Annotated in this window: 15 protein-coding genes and 1 riboswitch; of the genes, 11 read left to right on the forward strand and 4 right to left on the reverse strand. The window is 56.5% G+C overall.

The annotated features are described in order from the left end of the window. Nucleotides 1–136: 136 nt before the first annotated feature. On the reverse strand, nucleotides 137–628 hold the full coding sequence (gene ilvN, locus K5Y33_RS14855; protein ID WP_007885011.1) for an acetolactate synthase small subunit: 492 nt from the start codon (nucleotides 626–628) through the stop codon (nucleotides 137–139). 2 nt (nucleotides 629–630) lie between these two features. After that, nucleotides 631–2,355 (reverse strand): acetolactate synthase 3 large subunit, encoded by a 1,725-nt coding sequence (gene ilvI / locus K5Y33_RS14860; RefSeq protein WP_137385150.1) that lies wholly within the window; start codon nucleotides 2,353–2,355, stop codon nucleotides 631–633. Between the two features lie 732 nt (nucleotides 2,356–3,087). Here ilvI and leuL point away from each other — a divergent pair. The 5 genes from leuL (at nucleotide 3,088) to leuD (ending at nucleotide 7,941) form a co-directional block, all read left to right on the forward strand. Then, nucleotides 3,088–3,171: a leu operon leader peptide gene (leuL, locus tag K5Y33_RS23810; RefSeq protein ID WP_099686952.1), complete on the forward strand. Its 84-nt coding sequence runs from the start codon at nucleotides 3,088–3,090 to the stop codon at nucleotides 3,169–3,171. Nucleotides 3,172–3,264: 93 nt separating this feature from the next. Then, nucleotides 3,265–4,827 (forward strand): 2-isopropylmalate synthase, encoded by a 1,563-nt coding sequence (gene leuA / locus K5Y33_RS14870; RefSeq protein ID WP_101762123.1) that lies wholly within the window; start codon nucleotides 3,265–3,267, stop codon nucleotides 4,825–4,827. Nucleotides 4,828–4,829: 2 nt separating this feature from the next. Further along, nucleotides 4,830–5,921 (forward strand): 3-isopropylmalate dehydrogenase, encoded by a 1,092-nt coding sequence (gene leuB, locus K5Y33_RS14875; protein ID WP_222234397.1) that lies wholly within the window; start codon nucleotides 4,830–4,832, stop codon nucleotides 5,919–5,921. A gap of 4 nt (nucleotides 5,922–5,925) precedes the next feature. Further along, nucleotides 5,926–7,332, forward strand: a complete 1,407-nt coding sequence (gene leuC / locus K5Y33_RS14880) for a 3-isopropylmalate dehydratase large subunit (RefSeq protein ID WP_101762125.1) — start codon at nucleotides 5,926–5,928, stop codon at nucleotides 7,330–7,332. Nucleotides 7,333–7,335: 3 nt separating this feature from the next. Then, the gene (gene leuD / locus K5Y33_RS14885; RefSeq protein WP_101762126.1) at nucleotides 7,336–7,941 is read left to right on the forward strand and encodes a 3-isopropylmalate dehydratase small subunit; all 606 of its coding nucleotides are present in this window, start codon (nucleotides 7,336–7,338) and stop codon (nucleotides 7,939–7,941) included. Between the two features lie 36 nt (nucleotides 7,942–7,977). Here the strand turns inward: leuD and K5Y33_RS14890 are convergent, their stop codons facing one another. After that, nucleotides 7,978–9,165, reverse strand: a complete 1,188-nt coding sequence (locus tag K5Y33_RS14890) for an MFS transporter (RefSeq protein WP_222234398.1) — start codon at nucleotides 9,163–9,165, stop codon at nucleotides 7,978–7,980. A gap of 254 nt (nucleotides 9,166–9,419) precedes the next feature. Between K5Y33_RS14890 and sgrR the strand changes: the two genes are divergently transcribed. The 4 genes from sgrR to thiQ all read left to right on the forward strand — a co-directional run bounded on the left by sgrR (nucleotide 9,420) and on the right by thiQ (nucleotide 14,516). Further along, a complete protein-coding gene (sgrR, locus tag K5Y33_RS14895; RefSeq protein WP_192235733.1) occupies nucleotides 9,420–11,081 on the forward strand; it encodes an HTH-type transcriptional regulator SgrR in 1,662 nt (553 codons plus the stop codon). A 35-nt stretch (nucleotides 11,082–11,116) separates the two neighbouring features. Beyond that, nucleotides 11,117–11,212, forward strand: a riboswitch (TPP riboswitch). 46 nt (nucleotides 11,213–11,258) lie between these two features. Further along, nucleotides 11,259–12,245, forward strand: a complete 987-nt coding sequence (gene thiB / locus K5Y33_RS14900; RefSeq protein WP_222234399.1) for a thiamine ABC transporter substrate binding subunit — start codon at nucleotides 11,259–11,261, stop codon at nucleotides 12,243–12,245. Beyond that, nucleotides 12,245–13,831, forward strand: coding sequence for a thiamine/thiamine pyrophosphate ABC transporter permease ThiP (gene thiP, locus K5Y33_RS14905; protein ID WP_222234401.1), 1,587 nt, complete (start codon nucleotides 12,245–12,247; stop codon nucleotides 13,829–13,831). Before thiB ends, thiP begins: the two co-directional genes overlap by 1 nt. Continuing rightward, on the forward strand, nucleotides 13,815–14,516 hold the full coding sequence (gene thiQ / locus K5Y33_RS14910) for a thiamine ABC transporter ATP-binding protein ThiQ (protein WP_192235739.1): 702 nt from the start codon (nucleotides 13,815–13,817) through the stop codon (nucleotides 14,514–14,516). Before thiP ends, thiQ begins: the two co-directional genes overlap by 17 nt. Here thiQ and K5Y33_RS14915 read toward each other — a convergent pair. Further along, a complete protein-coding gene (locus tag K5Y33_RS14915) occupies nucleotides 14,513–15,277 on the reverse strand; it encodes a DedA family protein (protein ID WP_222234403.1) in 765 nt (254 codons plus the stop codon). The genes thiQ and K5Y33_RS14915 overlap by 4 nt on opposite strands. A 164-nt stretch (nucleotides 15,278–15,441) precedes the next feature. Here K5Y33_RS14915 and polB point away from each other — a divergent pair, with 164 nt between their 5' ends. Together polB and rapA are read left to right on the forward strand one after the other, a co-directional pair. Continuing rightward, a complete protein-coding gene (gene polB / locus K5Y33_RS14920) occupies nucleotides 15,442–17,802 on the forward strand; it encodes a DNA polymerase II (protein ID WP_222234405.1) in 2,361 nt (786 codons plus the stop codon). A gap of 152 nt (nucleotides 17,803–17,954) precedes the next feature. Next, nucleotides 17,955–20,861, forward strand: a complete 2,907-nt coding sequence (gene rapA / locus K5Y33_RS14925; RefSeq protein WP_222234406.1) for an RNA polymerase-associated protein RapA — start codon at nucleotides 17,955–17,957, stop codon at nucleotides 20,859–20,861. The last annotated feature ends 10 nt before the right edge of the window (nucleotides 20,862–20,871 follow it).

Raw genomic sequence — 20,871 nt, forward strand, 5'->3', positions numbered from 1 at the left:
AAAACATTTGTAACATCTAACCGCAGAACACTACGCCGAGCAACCGCTTTTCTCTCGCATCCTGGTTAAGCGCATAAAATAAAAAAACCCGGCATTTCGCCGGGTTAGAATCAGATAAAATCGTTACTTTGGGTGATTAACGCATCACGCGATCGCCGCGCGACACACCCACAATTCCTGAGCGCGCCACTTCGACAATTTCTGCCACGTCACGCACGGTGTTGAGAAACGCATCGAGTTTATCGCTGGTGCCTGCCAGCTGAACCGTGTAAAGCGTTGGCGTGACATCGATAATCTGCCCACGGAAAATTTCCGCGCTGCGCTTCACTTCTTCACGGCCGTAACCGCTGGCCTGGATTTTCACCAGCATGATCTCACGCTCAACGTAAGCGCCCTGACCCAGCTCGCTGACACGTAACACGTCCACCAGCTTGTGCAGCTGCTTCTCAATCTGCTCCAGCACTTTCGCGTCGCCGACCGTTTGAATGGTCATGCGTGACAAGGTGGGATCATCGGTCGGTGCCACAGTCAGGCTTTCGATGTTATAGCCACGTTGAGAGAACAGCCCCACTACGCGGGACAATGCGCCGGATTCGTTTTCCAGCAGAACCGATAAAATACGACGCATAATTAAGTCCTCTCCGTTTTGCTCAGCCACATCTCATCCATCGAACCACCACGAATTTGCATCGGGTAAACGTGCTCGCTGCCGTCAATGTTTACATCGACAAACACCAGACGGCCTTTCGCCAGCGTATCCAGTGCCAGCTGCAGCTTCTCTTCCAGCTCCGCCGGATGCGCAATGGAAATGCCCACATGCCCATACGCTTCGGCCAGACGCACGAAGTCAGGCAGCGATTGCATGTAGGACTGCGAGTGGCGGCCCGAGTAAATCATGTCCTGCCACTGCTTAACCATGCCGAGGAAGCCGTTGTTGAGGTTTAATACCAGCACCGGTAAATCGTACTGCAGTGCGGTCGACAGCTCCTGAATGTTCATCTGGATACTGCCATCGCCGGTCACGCAGATAACCGTCTCATCCGGCAGCGCCATCTTCACGCCTAACGCTGCAGGCAAGCCGAAGCCCATGGTGCCTAAGCCGCCGGAGTTGATCCAGCGACGCGGCTTGTCGAACTGGTAGTAAAGTGCGGCAAACATCTGATGCTGACCAACGTCAGACGTCACGTAAGCTTCGCCTTTGGTCAAACGACAGATGGTCTCGATGACTGCCTGCGGTTTGATTTTGTCGCTGGTACGATCGAATTCCAGGCACTTGCGACCGCGCCAGCCTTCAATGGTCTGCCACCAGTCGCGCAGGCTATCAAGTTCCTGCTTCGCATCGCTTTGCGCCAGCAGCTCTAACATCTGTGCCAGCGTCTGCTTCGCATCGCCAACGATTGGAATGTCGGCGCTGACCGTTTTGGAGATCGACGTCGGATCGACATCGATATGCATGATGGTGGCGTTCGGGCAGTACTTCGCCAGATTGTTGGTGGTGCGGTCGTCGAAGCGCACGCCAATACCGAAAATCAGATCGGCATTGTGCATGGTCATGTTGGCTTCGTAAGTGCCGTGCATCCCCAGCATGCCGACACACTGACGATGTGTGCCAGGGAACACGCCCAAGCCCATCAGCGAGGTCGTTACCGGAATATTCAGTTGCTCTGCCAGCTGCAGCAGCTCGGCTTCGCAGCCCGACATAATCGCGCCGCCGCCGGCGTAAATTACCGGCTTGTGTGCTGCCAGTAATGTTTGCAGCGCGCGCTTAATCTGTCCTTTGTGGCCTTGAATGGTCGGATTGTATGAGCGCATGCTCACCGTTTCCGGCCAGACGTACGGCAGCTTGTTGGCTGGGTTCAGGATATCTTTTGGAAGATCGATCACCACCGGACCCGGGCGACCGCTTGCTGCCAGCCAGAAGGCCTTTTTCAACACGGTTGGGATCTCTTCGGCGTTTTTCACCAGGAAGCTGTGCTTCACCACCGGGCGGGAGATGCCGACCATGTCGCACTCCTGGAACGCATCGTAACCAATCAGTGACGAAGGCACCTGACCCGACAGAATTACCATCGGGATCGAATCCATATAGGCGGTTGCAATACCGGTAATCGCGTTGGTGGCGCCCGGACCGGAGGTCACTAGCACCACGCCCACTTCACCGGTCGCACGCGCAAGGCCATCGGCCATGTGCACCGCGCCTTGTTCATGACGGACTAATACGTGGTCAATACCACCGACCGTTTGCAGCGCATCGTAAATATCGAGCACCGCTCCGCCCGGATAACCGAATACCTGCTTAACGCCCTGATCGATCAACGAACGGACGACCATTTCGGCTCCTGACAACATCTCCATTTTCTGCCTCCAGGCTTGAGGGACTGAATCCACTGACGTTCGCGTTTCCCGCACGCCACTGATATCCGGCCCCCGATCGCCAATTAAGATCAAAACCTTATGTTTATGCTCAGAAGGCGGCGTTCTGTCCGCCTTCCAGGTACAGGGAATCTACTTGAGTTAATTATATGAGAGTAGGTCGATTACCATAACCGCAGACAACCCGCCCTGCAAACGCCAGGACGCCACGTCGCGCCCGATCCGGCAATAAAGGCACTGATGCGTGATTATTGCCTGCGAGGATTAAACTAATGCTTCGTCATAACCACAGAGGAAAATGCTGGTTTATAGATTATTTGCAGCGTGTTCTAAGAAATATGATTTTCATATTGCCTGACCACTCAGTCCACAATCTTTTGTGATAATTACTTTCTGGCGTGATTATCTATAAAACGACCTGATCACATCATATTCTTCTTAACAACAAGCCTAATCTTGTTTTATCAGTAATGCGCATTAGCAACTTAAAATTTTAATTATCAACAATTTAAAATAAATTCTATTTTCTAAACGATTTTTTAAGTGGATGGATTCACTTATTCTGTTGCTAATTAATGTCATTGCTCTGCGCAGCCGAAAAATCACAGCACATCGCCCTTCTGACTTCACAGAAATACCCTTGTACTTAAGGTTGACTTCACACGTCAATTCCAGTACCAATATGTGCAGCACTCAATTTACGAGGTTTGACTCATGTTTCATTCTTTCCGCCTACTCGGTCTACTACTAAACGCATCCAGTTTGCGCGGTAGACTAGTGGGCGGAATCAACAACTGATTCGAACCTGCAGAAGTTTAAGAAACCCGCGCCAATGCGCGGGTTTTTTTATGCTCGTAGCACCGGCAAAGTTAATGCATAAGGAAGATTACGATGAGCCAGCAAGTTATTATTTTCGATACCACTCTGCGTGATGGCGAACAGGCTTTACAGGCCAGCCTGAGTGTTAAAGAAAAACTGCAAATCGCTCTGGCGTTGGAACGTATGGGCGTGGATGTAATGGAAGTGGGTTTCCCCGTTTCCTCTCCAGGCGATTTTGAATCCGTACAAACCATCGCTCGTACCATTAAAAACAGCCGCGTCTGCGGACTGGCACGCTGCGTTGAGAAGGACATTGACGCCGCTTACGAATCACTGCGTGTGGCTGAAGCGTTCCGTATTCACACCTTCATCGCGACTTCGCCGATGCACATCGCCACCAAATTGCGAAGCACACTGCCAGAAGTGATTGAACGCGCAGTGCACATGATCAAACGCGCCCGCAACTACACCGACGACGTTGAGTTCTCCTGTGAAGATGGCGGTCGTACGCCAATCGACGATTTGTGCCGCATGGTTGAAGCCGCGATCAATGCCGGTGCAACCACCATCAACATCCCGGACACCGTCGGCTACACCTTGCCAGGCGAATACGCTAACATCATTGGCCAATTGGTGGCACGCGTTCCAAATATCGATAAAGCCATCTTGTCGGTTCACACCCACGACGATTTGGGTATGGCGACCGGCAACGCCATCGCTGCGGTATTGGCCGGTGCGCGTCAGGTTGAAGGTACGCTGAACGGTTTAGGCGAGCGCGCCGGTAACTGTGCGCTGGAAGAAGTGATCATGGCGATCAAAACCCGCCAGCAGATCATGAACGTCCACACCAACATCAATCATCAGGAAATCTACCGCACCAGCCAAACCGTGAGCCAAATCTGCAACATGCCGATTCCAGCTAACAAAGCGGTGGTCGGTTCTAACGCCTTCGCCCACTCTTCCGGTATTCACCAGGATGGCGTGCTGAAGAACCGCGAAAACTACGAAATCCTGACGCCAGAATCCATCGGCCTGCACAAAATCCAGCTGAACCTGACTTCCCGTTCTGGCCGCGCGGCGGTGAAACACCGCATGGAAGAGATGGGCTACAAAGAGTCTGATTACAACCTCGACACTTTGTACGACGCCTTCCTGAAGCTGGCCGACAAGAAAGGTCAGGTCTTCGATTACGACCTGGAAGCGTTGGCCTTCATCAACAAGCAGAACGAAGAGCCGGAATATTTCGAGCTTAACGAATTCAACGTGCAGACCGGCTCCAGCGTAACCGCAACGGCCTCCGTGCAGTTGGGCTGCGGTGAAGAGACCAAAGCTGACGCCGCAACCGGTAACGGTCCGGTTGATGCGGTCTATCAGGCTATCAACCGCATCACCGGCTTTGAAGCTGAACTGATTAACTACAAGCTGACGGCGAAAGGCCACGGCGAGAACGCGCTGGGTCAGGTCGATATCGTGGTCAACTACAACGGTCGTAAATTCCACGGCGTTGGCCTGGCGACCGATATCGTCGAATCATCGGCGAAAGCGATGGTGAACGCGTTGAACAATATTTGGCGTGCTAAGCAGGTGGAAAAAGAACTGCAGCGTAAATTTAAAGATCAGAAGGAAACGGTGTAACTATGTCTAAGTCTTCTCATATCGCGGTATTGCCAGGCGACGGAATTGGTCCGGAAGTGATGGCGCAGGCCCTGAAAGTTCTCGATGCAATTCGTACGCGTTTCGACATGCGTATCACCACCAGCGAATATGATGTTGGCGGTATTGCCATCGATCGTCACGGTGAACCGCTGCCACCGGCTACCGTTGCCGGCGCAGAGCAAGCGGATGCGATTCTGTTTGGCTCGGTAGGTGGTCCGAAATGGGAACATCTGCCGCCTGCGCAGCAACCTGAGCGCGGTGCGCTGTTGCCGCTGCGTAAGCACTTCAAGCTGTTCAGCAACCTGCGCCCTGCTGCGCTGTATAAAGGTCTGGAAGCGTTCTGCCCGTTGCGCAGCGACATCGCCGAGCGCGGTTTCGACATCCTGTGCGTGCGTGAGCTGACCGGCGGCATCTACTTCGGTCAACCGAAAGGCCGCGAAGGCAGCGGCCCGCACGAGCGCGCTTTCGATACCGAGGTTTATCACCGTTTCGAAATTGAGCGCATCGCGCGTATCGCCTTTGAATCAGCGCGTAAGCGCCGCAACATCGTCACCTCAATCGACAAAGCCAACGTTTTGCAGACTTCCGTCATGTGGCGCGAGATTGTGAACGAAGTGGCAAAAGATTATCCGGATGTGCAGTTGAGCCACATGTACATCGATAACGCCACCATGCAGCTGATTAAAGATCCATCACGGTTTGACGTGCTGCTCTGTTCTAACCTGTTTGGCGACATCCTGTCAGACGAATGCGCGATGATTACCGGTTCCATGGGCTTGCTGCCTTCCGCCAGCCTGAATGAAGAAGGTTTTGGCCTGTTTGAGCCAGCGGGCGGTTCCGCACCGGATATCGCCGGCCAGAACATCGCTAACCCGATTGCGCAGATTCTGTCGCTGTCACTGCTGTTGCGTTACAGCCTGAATGCGGATGAAGCCGCCGCAAGCATTGAACGCGCCGTGAGCCGTGCGCTGGAAGCGGGTTATCGCACCCGTGATTTGGCCGGTGACGGCAAAGCCGTGAGCACAGATGAGATGGGCAGCATCATTGCCGGTTTCATCGCAGAGGAAAAATAATAAAATGAAAAGCTTATACCAGAAGTTATTTGATGCACATGTCGTTAACGAAACCCCGAACGAAACGCCGTTACTCTATATCGATCGCCATCTGATCCATGAAGTGACATCGCCGCAGGCCTTTGATGGTCTGCGTGCGCACGGCCGCAAAGTGCGACAGCCGTCGAAAACCTTCGCTACCATGGATCACAACGTTTCGACGCAGACCAAAGATATCAATGCGTCTGGCGAGATGGCGCGTATTCAGATGCAAGAGCTGATGAAAAACTGTGCTGAGTTCGGCATTCAGCTGTATGACCTGAATCACCCATTCCAGGGCATCGTGCACGTCATTGGGCCAGAGCAAGGTATGACGTTGCCGGGCATGACCATCGTCTGCGGTGATTCCCACACCGCCACGCACGGCGCGTTTGGTTCGCTGGCATTCGGTATCGGTACTTCCGAAGTTGAGCACGTGTTTGCCACGCAAACCCTGAAACAGGGCCGCGCGAAAACCATGAAGATTGAAGTGCTGGGCGAAGCGGCGCCAGGCATTACCGCCAAAGACATTGTGTTGGCCATTATCGGTAAAACCGGCAGCGCTGGCGGTACCGGTCACGTTGTCGAATTCTGTGGCCCAGCGATCGAAGCGCTGAGCATGGAAGGCCGCATGACGCTGTGTAACATGGCGATTGAAATGGGCGCCAAAGCGGGCCTGGTCGCGCCGGACGACACCACTTTCAATTATCTGAAAGACAAGCAGTTCTCGCCGAAGGGCGAGCAGTGGGAACAAGCGGTCGCTTACTGGCGCACGCTGAAGTCTGACAGCGATGCCAAATTCGACAGCATCGTCACGCTGCACGCGGAAGATATCGCTCCGCAAGTGACCTGGGGCACCAATCCAGGCCAGGTAATGGCGGTAGATCAAGCGATTCCGAATCCACAATCCTTTGCCGATCCGGTTGAGCGCGCCTCAGCAGAGAAAGCGCTGGCTTACATGGATCTGCAGCCCGGCATCAAACTGACTGACGTGGCGATCGATAAAGTGTTTATCGGTTCCTGCACCAACTCACGTATTGAAGATTTGCGCGCCGCTGCTGCGATTGCCAAAGGCCGTAAAGTGGCGCCGGGCGTGGTGGCGATGGTGGTGCCAGGTTCGGGTCCGGTAAAAGCACAAGCCGAAGCCGAAGGTCTGGACAAAATCTTCCTCGAAGCCGGTTTTGAATGGCGTTTACCGGGTTGCTCCATGTGTCTGGCCATGAACAACGACCGCCTCAATCCAGGCGAACGTTGCGCATCAACCAGCAACCGTAACTTTGAAGGCCGTCAGGGCCGCGGTGGACGTACTCACCTGGTGAGCCCGGCAATGGCTGCTGCGGCTGCCGTAACCGGTCGCTTTGCCGACATTCGTGAATTGACTCAGGGAGCGTAAGCCATGGCGAACAAATTTACTCAACACACCGGCATTGTGGCGCCATTGGATGCGGCCAACGTCGATACTGATGCCATTATTCCAAAGCAGTTCCTGCAGAAAGTGACGCGCACCGGTTTTGGCGCGCATCTGTTCCACGACTGGCGTTTTGAAGATGATGCGGGCACCGTGCCAACCGCCAGCTTTGTCCTGAACAAACCGGAGTTCAAAGGCACCAGCATTTTGCTGGCGCGTGAGAACTTTGGCTGTGGTTCATCGCGTGAGCACGCGCCGTGGGCGCTGACCGACTTCGGCTTCCATGTAGTGATTGCGCCAAGCTTCGCCGACATTTTCTACGGCAACAGCTTTAACAACCAGCTGCTGCCGGTGAAGCTGAGCGATGAAGAAGTGGATGAGATGTTCAAACTGGTTGCCGCGCAGCCGGGCATCACCTTCACCGTGGATCTGGAAGCGCAAACTGTAACCGCAGGCGATAAGACTTATAGCTTCGAAATCGACAGCTTTCGCCGTCACTGCATGATCAACGGCCTCGACAGCATTGGCCTGACGCTGCAACACGAAGCGTCTATCTCCAGCTACGAGACCAATCAGCCCGCGTTCTTACGCTGAGGCAACAAGGGCGACATCCTGTCGCCCTTCTCTTTGCTAGCTATCAACCACATCCCGCACGCGCGACGCCAATCCCAACGCCAGCACCGCCAGCCCCAACGCCAGCCAGTAAACCGACTCATGACCAAAGCGTTCGCTCATGGTGCCCTGAATGATGCCGGCGATAATCATGCCGGTGGAAATTGAGGTGGTGAACAGCGTCGTCGCCGCACCTGCGCGGCCCGGCATTAAATCCTGGAACCACAACATGCCAATTCCGGCGATGATGCCAACAAACGCGGCATTAAACAGTTGCAGCACCATCAACGCTGTCCGCGACTGGAACATCACCAATCCGAGATAAAACACAATCGCCGCCACCAGCGCCAGCAGCATCAGGTTGCGTTTGCCGGTGCGCCGCGCGTAATGCCCGGCCAGCAGCATAATAGGAATCTCCAGCCCGGCGGCGGTGCCCATCAGCAAGCCCGCCAGCTTCTCCGGCAGGCCAAGCGTGGTACTGATATACAGCGGCATATCAATGATATACATGGTGTTGCACGCCCACATGGTGACCGAGGCGATAAACAGTAACCGCACCTGACTGTCCTTCCACGGGCTCAGCTGCGTCAGCACCTCTTCAGGCGAGGCCACCACGCGCGGCACCGAGGGCAAGGTGCGCCAGACCAGCAGCATGCTTAGCAGGAAAATCCCCGCCGCCACGCAAAACAGCGTCACAAAACCGTAATTAAGCGCCAGCGCAAACGACAGCGGTGGCCCGATCACCCACGCCAGCGACAGCTGCGCACGCATCACCGAGCTGAACATCACCACTTCACGCGCCGACTGATCGGCATATTCCCGCGCGAGGGCGAACACCTGCGGAATCGACACGCTGGCCAGCGCCGACAAAAACACGCCCAGCGTCACCAGCGTTAAATAGTGGCGATTGAAGGCAAACAGCAGCGCATTCAGCGTCGCCATCAGGCAGCAAAACAGAATCAGATTGCGGCGATCGCCCTGATTATCGGAGCGTTTCGCCATTAGCAGGCTGACCACAATCCCCGCGATCGCATTGATGGTAAAGAACAAGCCGACCCAGAACGGACTTACCTGTACTTCGCGCGTCAGAAACAGGCTCAGCGTCGGCGCCTGCAGCGCACCGGCCACGCCGGTCATAAACGACACCGCCATAAACGAGAGGTAGACCGGATTGATGCGACGTTGACGCGTTAACAGCGATTTCATGCAGAAATCCCTTTGCGAATAAAAAAGGTAGAGAAATGAGGGTAGAAGATTCTACAGTAAAACGAAAAAAGCCAGCAGATAAAGCGCTGCTGGCGGTGAAAATGCACCCTACTCAGAAAGGGGTTCCACGTCGGCGGAACCGCTGGCAGAGCGCCATTCATTACTGAATGCCTCCCGCTCTTCCATTGCCGGGCAGTATGCCTCTAATATGAGGCAGGAAAAACTGAGCGATTCTGACAAGGAGTTCCCCTTTTATGTCCTCTTCACGTCTGCAGCAGCAATTTATCCGCCTATGGCAAAGCTGTCAGGGGCAGGATCAGGAAACCACGCTCAGCGAGCTGGCCGATCTGCTGCACTGCTCGCGTCGCCATATGCGTAACCTGCTCAACGCCATGCAAAGCCAAGGCTGGCTGATTTGGCAGGCAGAAGCGGGACGCGGCAAGCGCTCAATGCTGAGTTTTTGCTACACCGGCCTGGCGCTCCAGCAGCAGCGCGCCGAGGATCTGCTGGAACAAGATCGTATCGAACAGTTAGTGCAGCTGGTGGGCGATAAAAACCAGGTGCGCCAGATGATTGCGGCACATTTAGGCCGCAGCTTCCGCCAGGGCAAACACATCCTGCGCGTGCTCTATTATCGCCCGCTGCCCAATCTGCTGCCCGGTTCGCCGCTGCGCCGCTCGGAAACCCATCTGGCGCGACAAATTTTCAACGGCCTGATGCGCATAAATGAGGAAAAGGGGGAAATCGAACCCGATATCGCCCATCACTGGCAGCAAACCTCGCCGCTGCAGTGGCGTTTCTTCCTGCGCCCGGCGATTCGTTTTCATCATGGCCGTGAACTGGAAATGGCGGATGTGATTGCTTCGCTGGAGCGCGTGCGCAGCCAGCCGCTGTTTTCTCACATCAGTAAACTGGATTCGCCCGCGCCCTGGACGCTGGATATCCATCTGAGCCAGCCGGACGATTGGTTGCCGTGGCTGCTGGCCAGCGTCAGCGCGATGATCCTGCCGCGCGAATGGCCCACGTTACGCCAGTTTGCCCGCCAGCCGCTTGGCACCGGTCCGTACAGCGTGGTGCGCAATCAGCAAACGCAGCTGAAGATCGCCGCCTTTGATGATTACTTTGGCTATCGCGCGCTGATTGACGATGTGTCGATTTGGGTGCTGCCGGAGATCAGCGACGAGCTGGTGTATGCCGGAGTCAAGTTGCAGGGCGAAACCGCCGATGAAAAATCGGAAGAGAGTCGTCTGGAAGAAGGCTGCTACTTCCTGCTGTACGATCAGCGCTCCGAGTTGGGTCGCGATGCGCATTTCCGCCGCTGGGTAAGCTATCTGTTTAATCCCATCGCCTTACTGAATCATGCAGGCGTCGGCTATCAGCGTTATTGGTTCCCGGCTTATGGCTTGCTGCCGCGCTGGCACCATCGCCGCGATCTCACCTCCGCCGATAAACCGGCAGGCTTAACTCAGCTGACGCTGAGCTGGTACAGCCATCACGTTGAGCATGAAGGTATCGCTAACGCGCTGCGACCGCTGTTGGCGCAGCAAGGTGTTGAGCTAATTACTCGTGTCGTGAGCTACGAAGCGTGGTTCGAGGGCGAAGGTGAAAGTGATATCTGGCTCGGCAGCGTCAACTTTACCCTGCCGCTGGAGTACGCGCTGTTCGCGCAACTGTTCGAGCTGCCGTTGATGCATCACTGCATTCCGATTGACTGGCAAGCCGATGCCGCGCGCTGGCGGCAGAAAGCGTTACCGCTGGCGGAATGGAGTAAACAGCTGATCGACCGCGACTATCTGCATCCGCTGTTCCATCACTGGCTGCTGCTGGAAGGGCAACGCAGTATGCGCGGCGTGCGGCTGAATACGCTCGGCTGGTTTGACTTCAAATCAGCCTGGTTTGCACCACCGGAGCTGTGATCCTTTCGCGCTGTCATATAAATGTCTAGAATGAGCCGTTCTCAACGGGGTGCCTTGATATCAGGGCTGAGAGAAACCCGTCGAACCTGATCCGGCTAATACCGGCGTAGGGATTTGAGATGCCTCACGCCTCAGATCCTTTGCGACTCAACATCTCTTCTCCTCAAGGAGCGCAAAGTGTTAAACAAAGTTCTGCCTGTGTTGCTGCTGGTTACGGCACCGGCTTTCGCTGCTAAACCGGTTCTGACCGTTTACACCTACGATTCGTTCTCTGCCGATTGGGGCCCCGGCCCAGCGGTAAAAAAAGCCTTTGAAGCGCAGTGCGACTGCGAATTGAAGTATGTGGCGCTGGAAGATGGCGTATCGCTGCTCAATCGCGTGCGCATGGAAGGCAAAAACAGCAAAGCCGATGTAGTGCTGGGGCTGGATAACAATCTGGTGCAGGCGGCGGAGAAAACCGGCTTGTTTGCTAACAGCAGCGTGGATACCCGCAGCTTAAAACTGCCGGATGGCTGGAACAATCAAACCTTTATCCCGTTCGATTATGGCTACTTCGCTTTCGTCTACGATAAAAACAAACTGAAGAACCCGCCGAAAAGCCTGAAAGAGCTGGTCGAAAGCCCGGAAAAATGGCGAGTGATTTATGAAGATCCGCGCACCAGCACGCCGGGTCTTGGCCTGCTGTTGTGGATGCAAAAAGTGTATGGCGATAACGCAGCTGATGCGTGGCAGAAGCTGGCGCAAAAAACCGTTACCGTCACTAAAGGCTGGAGCGAAGCTTACGGTCTGTTCCTGAAGGGCGAAGGCGATCTGGTGTTGAGCTACACCACTTCTCCGGCTTATCACATTATCGAAGAGAAGAAAGAGAACTACGCTGCGGCCGAATTTAGCGAAGGCCACTATTTGCAGGTGGAAGTCGCCGCGCAGCTCGCCAGCAGCAAACAGCCCAAGCTGGCGCAGCAGTTCATGCAGTTTATGGTTTCTCCGGCCTTCCAGCAGACCATTCCCACCGGCAACTGGATGTATCCGGTGATCAAAAGCGATCTGCCAGCCGGTTATCAAACGTTGCAGGTGCCCGCGAAGGCGTTGCAATTCACGTCAGCCGAAGTCGCCGACCATCGCGCCGCGTGGATCAGCGCATGGCAACGCGCCGTTAGCCGTTAATGCCCGGCTGGTTGATTCCCGGTAGCGCCATCGCGCTGTTGCTGTGCGCGGTAGCGCTGCTGGCGTTTGGTGCATTGGTGATGGTCGCTCCGGCCACTGACTGGCGCGCGCTACTCGACGACAGCTATCTGCATCATGTGCTGCTGTTCTCCTTTGAGCAGGCGCTGCTGTCGGCGCTGCTTTCGGTGCTGCCCGCGATCCTGCTGGCGCGCGCGCTCTATCGCCGCCGTTTTCCGGGACGCAATCTGTTGCTGCGCCTGTGCGCCATGACGCTGGTGCTGCCGGTGCTGGTGGCGGTGTTTGGCTTGCTCAGCGTGTACGGTCGCAGCGGCTGGCTGGCGCAACTGTGCGCGGCCATCGGCCTTGACTACCACTTTTCGCCGTATGGCCTGCAGGGCATTCTGCTAGCGCACGTCTTCTTTAACCTGCCGCTGGCGACGCGCCTGCTGTTACAGGCGCTGGAGAGCATTCCCGGCGAGCAGCGGCAAGTCGCCGCCCAGCTCGGCCTGCGCGGCTGGAATCTGTTTCGCTTGCTTGAGTGGCCGTGGCTACGCCGTCAGATTCTGCCGACGGCCGCGCTGATCTTTATGCTCTGTTTCGCCAGCTTCGCCACGGTGCTGGCGCTGGGCGGCGGACCACAAGCGACCACGCTGGAACTGGCGATCTACCAGGCGCTGAATTTCGATTACGATCCCGGCCGCGCGGCGCTGCTGGCGCTGTTACAGCTCGCTTGCTGTTTACTGCTGGTGCTGCTGAGCCAGCGCTTTAGCAAAGCCATTCCCACCGGCAGCCAGAGCATTCGCGGCTGGCGCGATCCGCAGGATTCATGGCAGGCGCGCATCAGCGATACGTTGCTGATTGGCCTGGCGCTGCTGCTGCTGTTACCGCCATTGGCGGCGGTTATCGTCGATGGTTTGCGCGGCGGCGTCGCCGGTGCGCTACAACAAGCGGCGCTGTGGCAAGCCACCTTTACCTCGCTGCGTATTGCCGTGGGCGCCGGCGTGCTCTGCGTGGTGCTGACCATGATGCTGCTGTGGAGCAGCCGCGAACTGCGGCAGCGCCAGAACAGAGTCGCCGCGCAGGCGATGGAGATGAGCGGCATGCTGATTCTGGCGATGCCGGGCATTGTGCTGGCGAGCGGTTTCTTTCTGCTGTTCAACGCCACCGTGGGGTTACCGCAGCGCGCCGATGGTTTGGTGATCTTTACTAACGCCCTGATCGCCATTCCTTATGCGATGAAAGTGCTGGAGAATCCGATGCGCGATATCAGCGCCCGTTACAGCCAGCTCTGCGCTTCACTCGGCATCTCCGGTTTCAACCGCTTGCGGCTGATTGAGCTGCGCGCGCTGAAACGCCCGATTGCTCAGGCGCTGGCGTTTGCCTGCGTGCTGTCGATTGGCGATTTTGGCGTCGTCGCGTTGTTTGGCAGCGCCGATTTCCGCACGCTGCCCTTCTATCTGTTCCAGCAGATTGGCGCCTATCGCGGTGCTGACGGTGCCGTCACCGCACTGCTGCTGCTGCTGCTCTGCTTGCTACTCTTCACTCTGATGGAAAAATTACCGGGTCGCCATGCTGACACTGAATAACCTTACTTACCTTTATCAGCATCTGCCGATGCGCTTCAGTTTTGCGGCACAGGCGGGTGAACGTCTGGCGATCCTCGGTCCGAGCGGCGCGGGGAAAAGTACCTTGCTGAGTCTGATTGGCGGCTTTTTGCCGATCAATCAAGGCGCGCTGATGATGAACGGCGTTGATCATACCCACAGCGTGCCGTCGGCGCGCCCGGTTTCCATGCTGTTCCAGGAGAACAATCTGTTTCCGCATCTCACGGTGCAGCAAAACATGGCGTTGGGCTTACATCCGGGCCTGAAATTGACGCGCGAACAGCAGCAGCAAGTGGTGGATATCGCCGAGCAAACCGGCTTGCAGGCGATGCTCACGCGTTTGCCTGGTCAGCTTTCCGGTGGCCAGCGTCAGCGCGTGGCATTGGCGCGTTGCCTGCTGCGCAATCAACCGATTTTGCTGCTGGATGAACCCTTCTCAGCGCTGGATCCGGCGCTGCGCAACGAGATGCTGCAGCTGGTACGTTCGGTATGCGAAAACCGCAACATCACCTTGTTGATGGTGTCGCACAGCCTGGAAGATGCTCAGCAGATTGCGCCGCGCAGTTTGGTGATCGTCGACGGGCGCATCTATTGGGATGGCAGTACAGAGAGTTTGGTGCGCGGTGAAAGTGCCGCAGCCGCCATCCTTGGCGTGACAGCGCGTTAAGCGAAGAAAACTTTCCACAGCAGGTGGCGGAAGATTGGCATCATCGGATGGAACTGGATCGCGATAAACGCGCCCAGGCCAATCGCCGCCACCAGCGGTGCCAGCCAGCGCAAACGCGATGCAGGCAGATACTTAGTCGCCCAATCCACCGTTTTACCGCTGCGCGACCAGCGCCACAGCAACCAGCCACCGATCCACAGCAGCAGCGCCACCAGCAACAGCAGCCATTTAAAGCTGCCACCCTGCGCGGCCTGCGGTACATCAATCGCCACGCCCGCCAGAATGCCCGGCATCAAATACGCGGGCGGCCAGAGAATGCAGCCAATCAGGTTAGGCGGCAGGAATTTGCGCACCGGCAACTCCAGCATGCCCGCTGCCAGCGGAATCAGCGGACGCGTCGGGCCGACAAATCGCCCCACCAGAATGGTGAACATGCTGTGTTGATGCAGCGCATGCTCGGTTTTATCCAGCAAACCCTTGTACTTTTTCAGATATTTCCAGCGATGCAGCGGCCCCTGAAACTTCCAGCCAATGCCGTAAGAGACCCAATCGCCGATTAAACAGCCAACGAATCCGGCCGCCCACGCAGGGTAAAGACCAATTTGTCCGCTTCCGACCAGCGCCCCAAGGCTGGCCATTAATACCGTGCCCGGCAACAGCAATCCCACGAAGGCCAGCGACTCAAGGAAGGTCACCAGCGCCACAGCGATCAGCGCGTACTCCAGCGATTGCGAAAACAGGTGTTGAATCCAGGCTTCCATAAATATCCTCTGCGGAATATAGAGGCTGGATTGTCCAGAGCATACACATGGTCGTCAAGGCAAGAATTGTAGAACGATGTTGACAAAGTGGTGACAATTTCGCCTGCAGGACACTGTATAAACATCCATGTTATACTCAATGCAATTCATTCTCTGGAGTTCACGTGACCGATCCGCGCGCAGGTTTTCTGCTTACCCGACATTGGCGAGATACGCCGACCGGCAGCGAAGTGGTGCTGTGGCTGGCCACCGACAGCGGCCCGCAGCGGCTGGTACTGCCTGCCCAGGAATCCGTGGCGTTTGTGCCCGAGGAGTTTCGCACGCCAACCGAAGCGCTGATCCGCGACGAACGTCATACGCGCCTGCAAACGCTGGAGCTGAAGGATTTCCGCCGCCGCCCGGTGTTTGGCCTCTATTGCCGCAGCAATCGCCAGCTGCAAAATCTGGAAAAGCGCCTGCGTGAAAACGGCATTCCGGTCTATGAAGCGGATATTCGTCCACCCGAACGCTATTTGATGGAGCGCTTTATCACCGCGCCGGTGTGGTTTAGCGGTGAAATACGCGGTGACAGCGTGGTCAACGCGCGTCTGAAACCGCATCCTGATTACCGTCCGCAGCTGAAATGGGTATCGCTGGATATCGAAACCACGCAGCACGGTGAGCTCTACTGCATCGGGCTGGAAGGCTGCGGTCAGCGCCAGGTTTACATGCTCGGTCCGCCCAACGGCGATGCCAGCACGCTCGATTTTGAACTGATCTATGTTGATAGCCGCCCGCAGCTGCTTGAGCAGCTCAACGCATGGTTCGAGCGGCATGAACCGGATGTGATTATTGGCTGGAATGTAGTGCAGTTCGATCTACGCGTACTGCAGAAACACGCCGATCGCTACGGCATTCCGCTGCGTTTAGGGCGTCAGAAGCAGGCGCTGGAGTGGCGCGAGCACGGCTTCAAACCTGGTGTGTTCTTCGCGCAGGCAACGGGCCGCTTAATTATTGATGGTATCGACGCGCTCAAATCCGCGTTTTGGGATTTCCCGTCATTCAGCCTCGAAGCGGTCTCGCGCCAGCTGCTCGGTGAAGGCAAGGCCATCAATAATCCGTGGGATCGCATGGAAGAGATCAACTGGCGCTTTGCCAACGATAAGCCAGCGCTGGCGAAATATAATCTCAAGGATTGCGAGCTGGTGACGCGCATTTTCCAGCACACCGCCATCATGCCGTTCCTGCTGGAACGCGCCACGGTAAATGGTTTAGCGGTGGATCGTCACGGCGGTTCGGTGGCGGCCTTTGGTCATCTCTATATCCCGCGCATGCACCGCGCCGGTTTCGTGGCGCCGAATCTCGGCGAAGTGGCGCCGGAAGCCAGCCCCGGCGGCTACGTGATGGATTCGCGGCCCGGCTTGTACGACTCGGTGCTGGTGCTGGATTACAAAAGCCTCTATCCCTCAATTATTCGCACCTTCCTTATCGATCCGGTGGGTTTGGTGGAGGGTCTGGCGCACCCGGATGACGCCGATTCCGTGCCCGGCTTCCGCAATGCGCGCTTTTCCCGTGAGACCCACTGTTTACCGGCAATTGTCGAGCAGATTTGGCAAGGGCGTGAAGCCGCCAAGCGCGACAACAACAAACCGCTGTCGCAGGCGCTGAAAATCATCATGAATGCTTTTTATGGTGTGCTCGGCACCAGCGCCTGCCGCTTCTTCGATCCGCGCCTCGCGTCATCCATCACCCTACGCGGCCACGCCATCATGCAGCAAACGCGCGAGCTGATTGAAGCGGAAGGCTTTGATGTGATTTACGGCGATACCGATTCCACCTTCGTCTGGCTGAAAGGCGCGCACAGTGAAGCGGAGGCGACGGCGATTGGTCGTCATCTCGCTGAACAGGTTAACGGCTGGTGGCGGCAGCATCTGCAATCAACTTATGGGCTGGAGAGCGCGCTGGAGCTGGAGTATGAAACGCACTTCAGCCGTTTCCTGATGCCTACCATTCGCGGCGCCGAACAGGGCAGCAAAAAGCGCTATGCCGGGATGATTCGCAGCGAGGGCGGCGAGCGGCTGGTGTTTAAAGGCCTCGAATCCGTGCGCACCGACTGGACGCCGCTGGCGCAGCAGTTCCAGCAAAATCTGTATGGCCGTATTTTCCGTGGCGAGCCGTGGCAGGATTACATTCGCGAAACGGTGGCGCAGCTGCTGAACGGTGAACTCGACGATCAGCTGGTGTATAAAAAACGCCTGCGGCGCGCGCTGAAAGATTACGAGCGCAATGTGCCGCCACATGTGCGCGCTGCGCGTCTCGCCGATGAGCAAAATCGCAAGCTGCAGCGCCCGCTGCAGTATCAAAACGGTGGCTCGATCCGCTATGTGATGGCCACGGCCGGACCGGAACCGCTAGAGGCGCGTAATACGCCCCTCGACTACGATCATTACGTCACCAAACAGCTGCAGCCGGTGGCTGACGGCATTTTGCCGTTCGTCGGTGACGACTTTGCTACACTCATTACTGGGCAGCTGGGGCTTTTTTGACAGGTGACGAATGCCTTGCCATCCAGTACCATAGCGCCCTTCCTGATTCTCACCGCACTCACAATCTGACCAAACACCCGTTTGGCGGTTGGGTATTGCCTGAGTACAGGTGAACTTCTTTATGGCATGTCAGAGAGTCGAGCAAAAAATATATGGTTTTTACACTGGGTCAGCGCTGGATTAGTGATACGGAAAGTGAACTGGGATTGGGCACGGTGGTCGCGCTCGATACGCGCATGATCACCATGCTTTTTCCGGCAACCGGCGAAAACCGCCTGTATGCCCGAAACGATTCTCCGGTCACTCGTGTGATTTTCAATCCGGGTGACACCATCACCAGCCACGAAGGCTGGCAGATGACCGTCGATGAAGTCCGCAACGAAAACGATTTAATGACTTACATCGGCACACGTCTCGACACCGAAGAAGCGGGCGTCGTCATGCGCGAAGTGATGCTGGACAGCAAACTGGTGTTCAGCAAGCCGCAGGATCGCCTGTTCGCCGGTCAGCTCGACCGCATGGACCGTTTTGCGCTGCGTTTCCGCGCACGCAAATACCACAGCGAGCAATACCGCCTGCCGATCAGCGGCCTGCGCGGGATGCGCACCAATTTGATTCCGCATCAGCTGCACATCGCTCACGATGTCGGCCGTCGCCACGCGCCGCGCGTGCTGCTGGCGGATGAAGTGGGCTTGGGTAAAACCATTGAAGCCGGGATGATCATCCAGCAACAGCTGCTGGCCGGTCGTGCCGAGCGCGTGCTGATTGTGGTGCCGGAAACGCTGCAACATCAGTGGCTGGTGGAAATGCTGCGTCGCTTTAACCTGCGCTTTGCGCTGTTTGATGACGATCGCTACACCGAAGCGCAGCACGACAGCGACAATGCCTTTGAAACCGAGCAGCTGATTATCTGTTCGCTCGATTTTGTACGCCGTAACAAGCAGCGTCTTGAGCTGCTGGCCGATGCCGAGTGGGATCTGCTGGTGGTTGATGAAGCGCACCATCTGGCATGGAGCGAAGACGCACCAAGCCGCGAATATCAGGTTATCGAGCAGCTGGCAGAGAAAACCGCTGGCGTACTGTTGCTGACTGCCACGCCAGAACAGCTGGGCTTAGAGAGCCACTTTGCGCGTCTGCGTCTGCTCGACCCAAATCGTTTCCACGATTTCGGCCAGTTTGTCGAAGAGCAGCAGCATTATCGTCCGGTGGCCGATGCGGTGAGCTCGCTGCTGGCCGACCACGCCATCAGCAAAGATGAGATGAACCTGATTAACGATCTGATCGGTGAACAGGATATCGAGCCGCTGCTGCAAGTGGCGAACAGCGATCGCGATGGCAAAGAAGACGCGCGTAAAGAGCTGGTCTCGATGCTAATGGATCGCCACGGCACCAGCCGCGTGCTGTTCCGTAACACCCGTAACGGCGTGAAAGGCTTCCCGAAACGCGAGCTGCACCAGATTCGTCTGCCGCTGCCGGCGCAGTATCAAACCGCGATTAAAGTCTCCGGCATCATGGGCACGCGCAAAAGCGCAGAAGAGCGCGCGCGTGACATGCTGTATCCCGAGCAGATTTATCAGGAATTTGAAGGCGATAGCGGCACATGGTGGAACTTCGATCCGCGCGTTGAGTGGCTGATGGGTTACCTCACCAGCAACCGCAAAGAGAAAGTGCTGGTGATCTGCGCCAAAGCCGCCACCGCGCTGCAACTGGAGCAGGTGCTGCGTGAGCGCGAAGGCATCCGTGCCGCCGTGTTCCACGAAGGCCTATCGATTATCGAACGCGACCGCGCAGCAGCCTTCTTCGCCTCCGAAGAGGATGGCGCGCAGGTGTTGCTGTGTTCCGAAATCGGTTCTGAAGGCCGTAACTTCCAGTTCGCCAGCCGTTTGGTGATGTTCGATTTGCCGTTCAACCCGGATCTGCTGGAGCAGCGTATCGGTCGTCTCGATCGTATCGGCCAGATGCATGACATCCAGATTCTGGTGCCGTGGCTGGAAAAAACCGCGCAGGCGGTGCTGCTGCGCTGGTATCACGAAGGGTTGGATGCGTTTGAACACACCTGCCCAACTGGCCGCGCCATTTATGACAACGAGTACAATCAGCTGATTGAATATCTTGCCGCGCCGGAAAATCCGCAGGGACTCGATGAGTTCATCAGCGCAAGCCGCAAGCAGCACGATGCGCTGAAATCACAGCTGGAACAGGGACGCGATCGCTTACTGGAACTGAACTCCAACGGCGGTGAAGCCGCTCAGGAGCTGGCAAATGCCATCGGCGAGCAGGACAACGATACCGATCTGGTTAACTTTGCGCTGAACCTGTTCGATATCGTCGGCATCAATCAGGAAGACCGCAGCGATAGCCTGATCGTGCTGACGCCGTCCGATCACATGCTGGTGCCTGATTTCCCTGGCCTGCCGGAAGAGGGTTGCACCGTGACCTTTAACCGTAACCAGGCGCTGTCGCGTGAAGATACCCAGTTTATTACCTGGGAACATCCGCTGATCCTCAACGGCCTCGACCTGATTCTTTCGGGCGATACCGGTAGCTGTGCGCTGTCGCTGCTGAAGAACAAGGCGCTGCCGGTCGGGACGCTGCTGGTCGAGATGATCTATGTGGTTGAAGCGCAAGCGCCGAAAAGCCTGCAGCTCACCCGCTTCCTGCCGCCAACGCCGGTGCGTTTGCTGATGGATCGCGCCGGGAACAATCTGGCGGGCAAAGTGGAGTTTGAAAGCTTTAACCGTCAGCTGAATGCGGTGAATCGCCATACCGGCAGCAAGCTGGTGAATGCGGTGCAGCAAGACGTGCACGAGATTCTGACCCAGGCCGAAAAAGCGATCGTTCCGGAAGCGCAGGCGATTATCGCGGCAGCGAAAGTGGAAGCCGAAGAGAAACTCGGTGCTGAGCTGTCACGTCTCGAAGCGCTGCGCGCGGTTAACCCCAACATCCGTGATGACGAGGTTGAAGCGCTGGAAAGCAATCGCGAACAGGTATTGGAAAGCCTGGGCGATGCAGTCTGGCGTCTCGATGCGCTGCGTCTGATCGTTGTCACGCACCAATAATGTTCAGGAC

Source organism: Pantoea sp. DY-17 (assembly GCF_019795975.1).
Taxonomy (GTDB): Bacteria; Pseudomonadota; Gammaproteobacteria; order Enterobacterales; family Enterobacteriaceae; genus Pantoea; species Pantoea leporis.

Excerpts from the sequence above, each read along its gene's own strand:
- ilvN (WP_007885011.1), bottom strand. The coding sequence starts at position 628 with ATGCGTCGTATTTTATCGGTTCTGCTGGAAAACGAATCCGGCGCATTG.
- ilvI (WP_137385150.1), bottom strand. The coding sequence starts at position 2,355 with ATGGAGATGTTGTCAGGAGCCGAAATGGTCGTCCGTTCGTTGATCGAT.
- leuL (WP_099686952.1), top strand. The coding sequence starts at position 3,088 with ATGTTTCATTCTTTCCGCCTACTCGGTCTACTACTAAACGCATCCAGT.
- leuA (WP_101762123.1), top strand. The coding sequence starts at position 3,265 with ATGAGCCAGCAAGTTATTATTTTCGATACCACTCTGCGTGATGGCGAA.
- leuB (WP_222234397.1), top strand. The coding sequence starts at position 4,830 with ATGTCTAAGTCTTCTCATATCGCGGTATTGCCAGGCGACGGAATTGGT.
- leuC (WP_101762125.1), top strand. The coding sequence starts at position 5,926 with ATGAAAAGCTTATACCAGAAGTTATTTGATGCACATGTCGTTAACGAA.
- leuD (WP_101762126.1), top strand. The coding sequence starts at position 7,336 with ATGGCGAACAAATTTACTCAACACACCGGCATTGTGGCGCCATTGGAT.
- K5Y33_RS14890 (WP_222234398.1), bottom strand. The coding sequence starts at position 9,165 with ATGAAATCGCTGTTAACGCGTCAACGTCGCATCAATCCGGTCTACCTC.
- sgrR (WP_192235733.1), top strand. The coding sequence starts at position 9,420 with ATGTCCTCTTCACGTCTGCAGCAGCAATTTATCCGCCTATGGCAAAGC.
- thiP (WP_222234401.1), top strand. The coding sequence starts at position 12,245 with ATGCCCGGCTGGTTGATTCCCGGTAGCGCCATCGCGCTGTTGCTGTGC.
- thiQ (WP_192235739.1), top strand. The coding sequence starts at position 13,815 with ATGCTGACACTGAATAACCTTACTTACCTTTATCAGCATCTGCCGATG.
- K5Y33_RS14915 (WP_222234403.1), bottom strand. The coding sequence starts at position 15,277 with ATGGAAGCCTGGATTCAACACCTGTTTTCGCAATCGCTGGAGTACGCG.
- rapA (WP_222234406.1), top strand. The coding sequence starts at position 17,955 with ATGGTTTTTACACTGGGTCAGCGCTGGATTAGTGATACGGAAAGTGAA.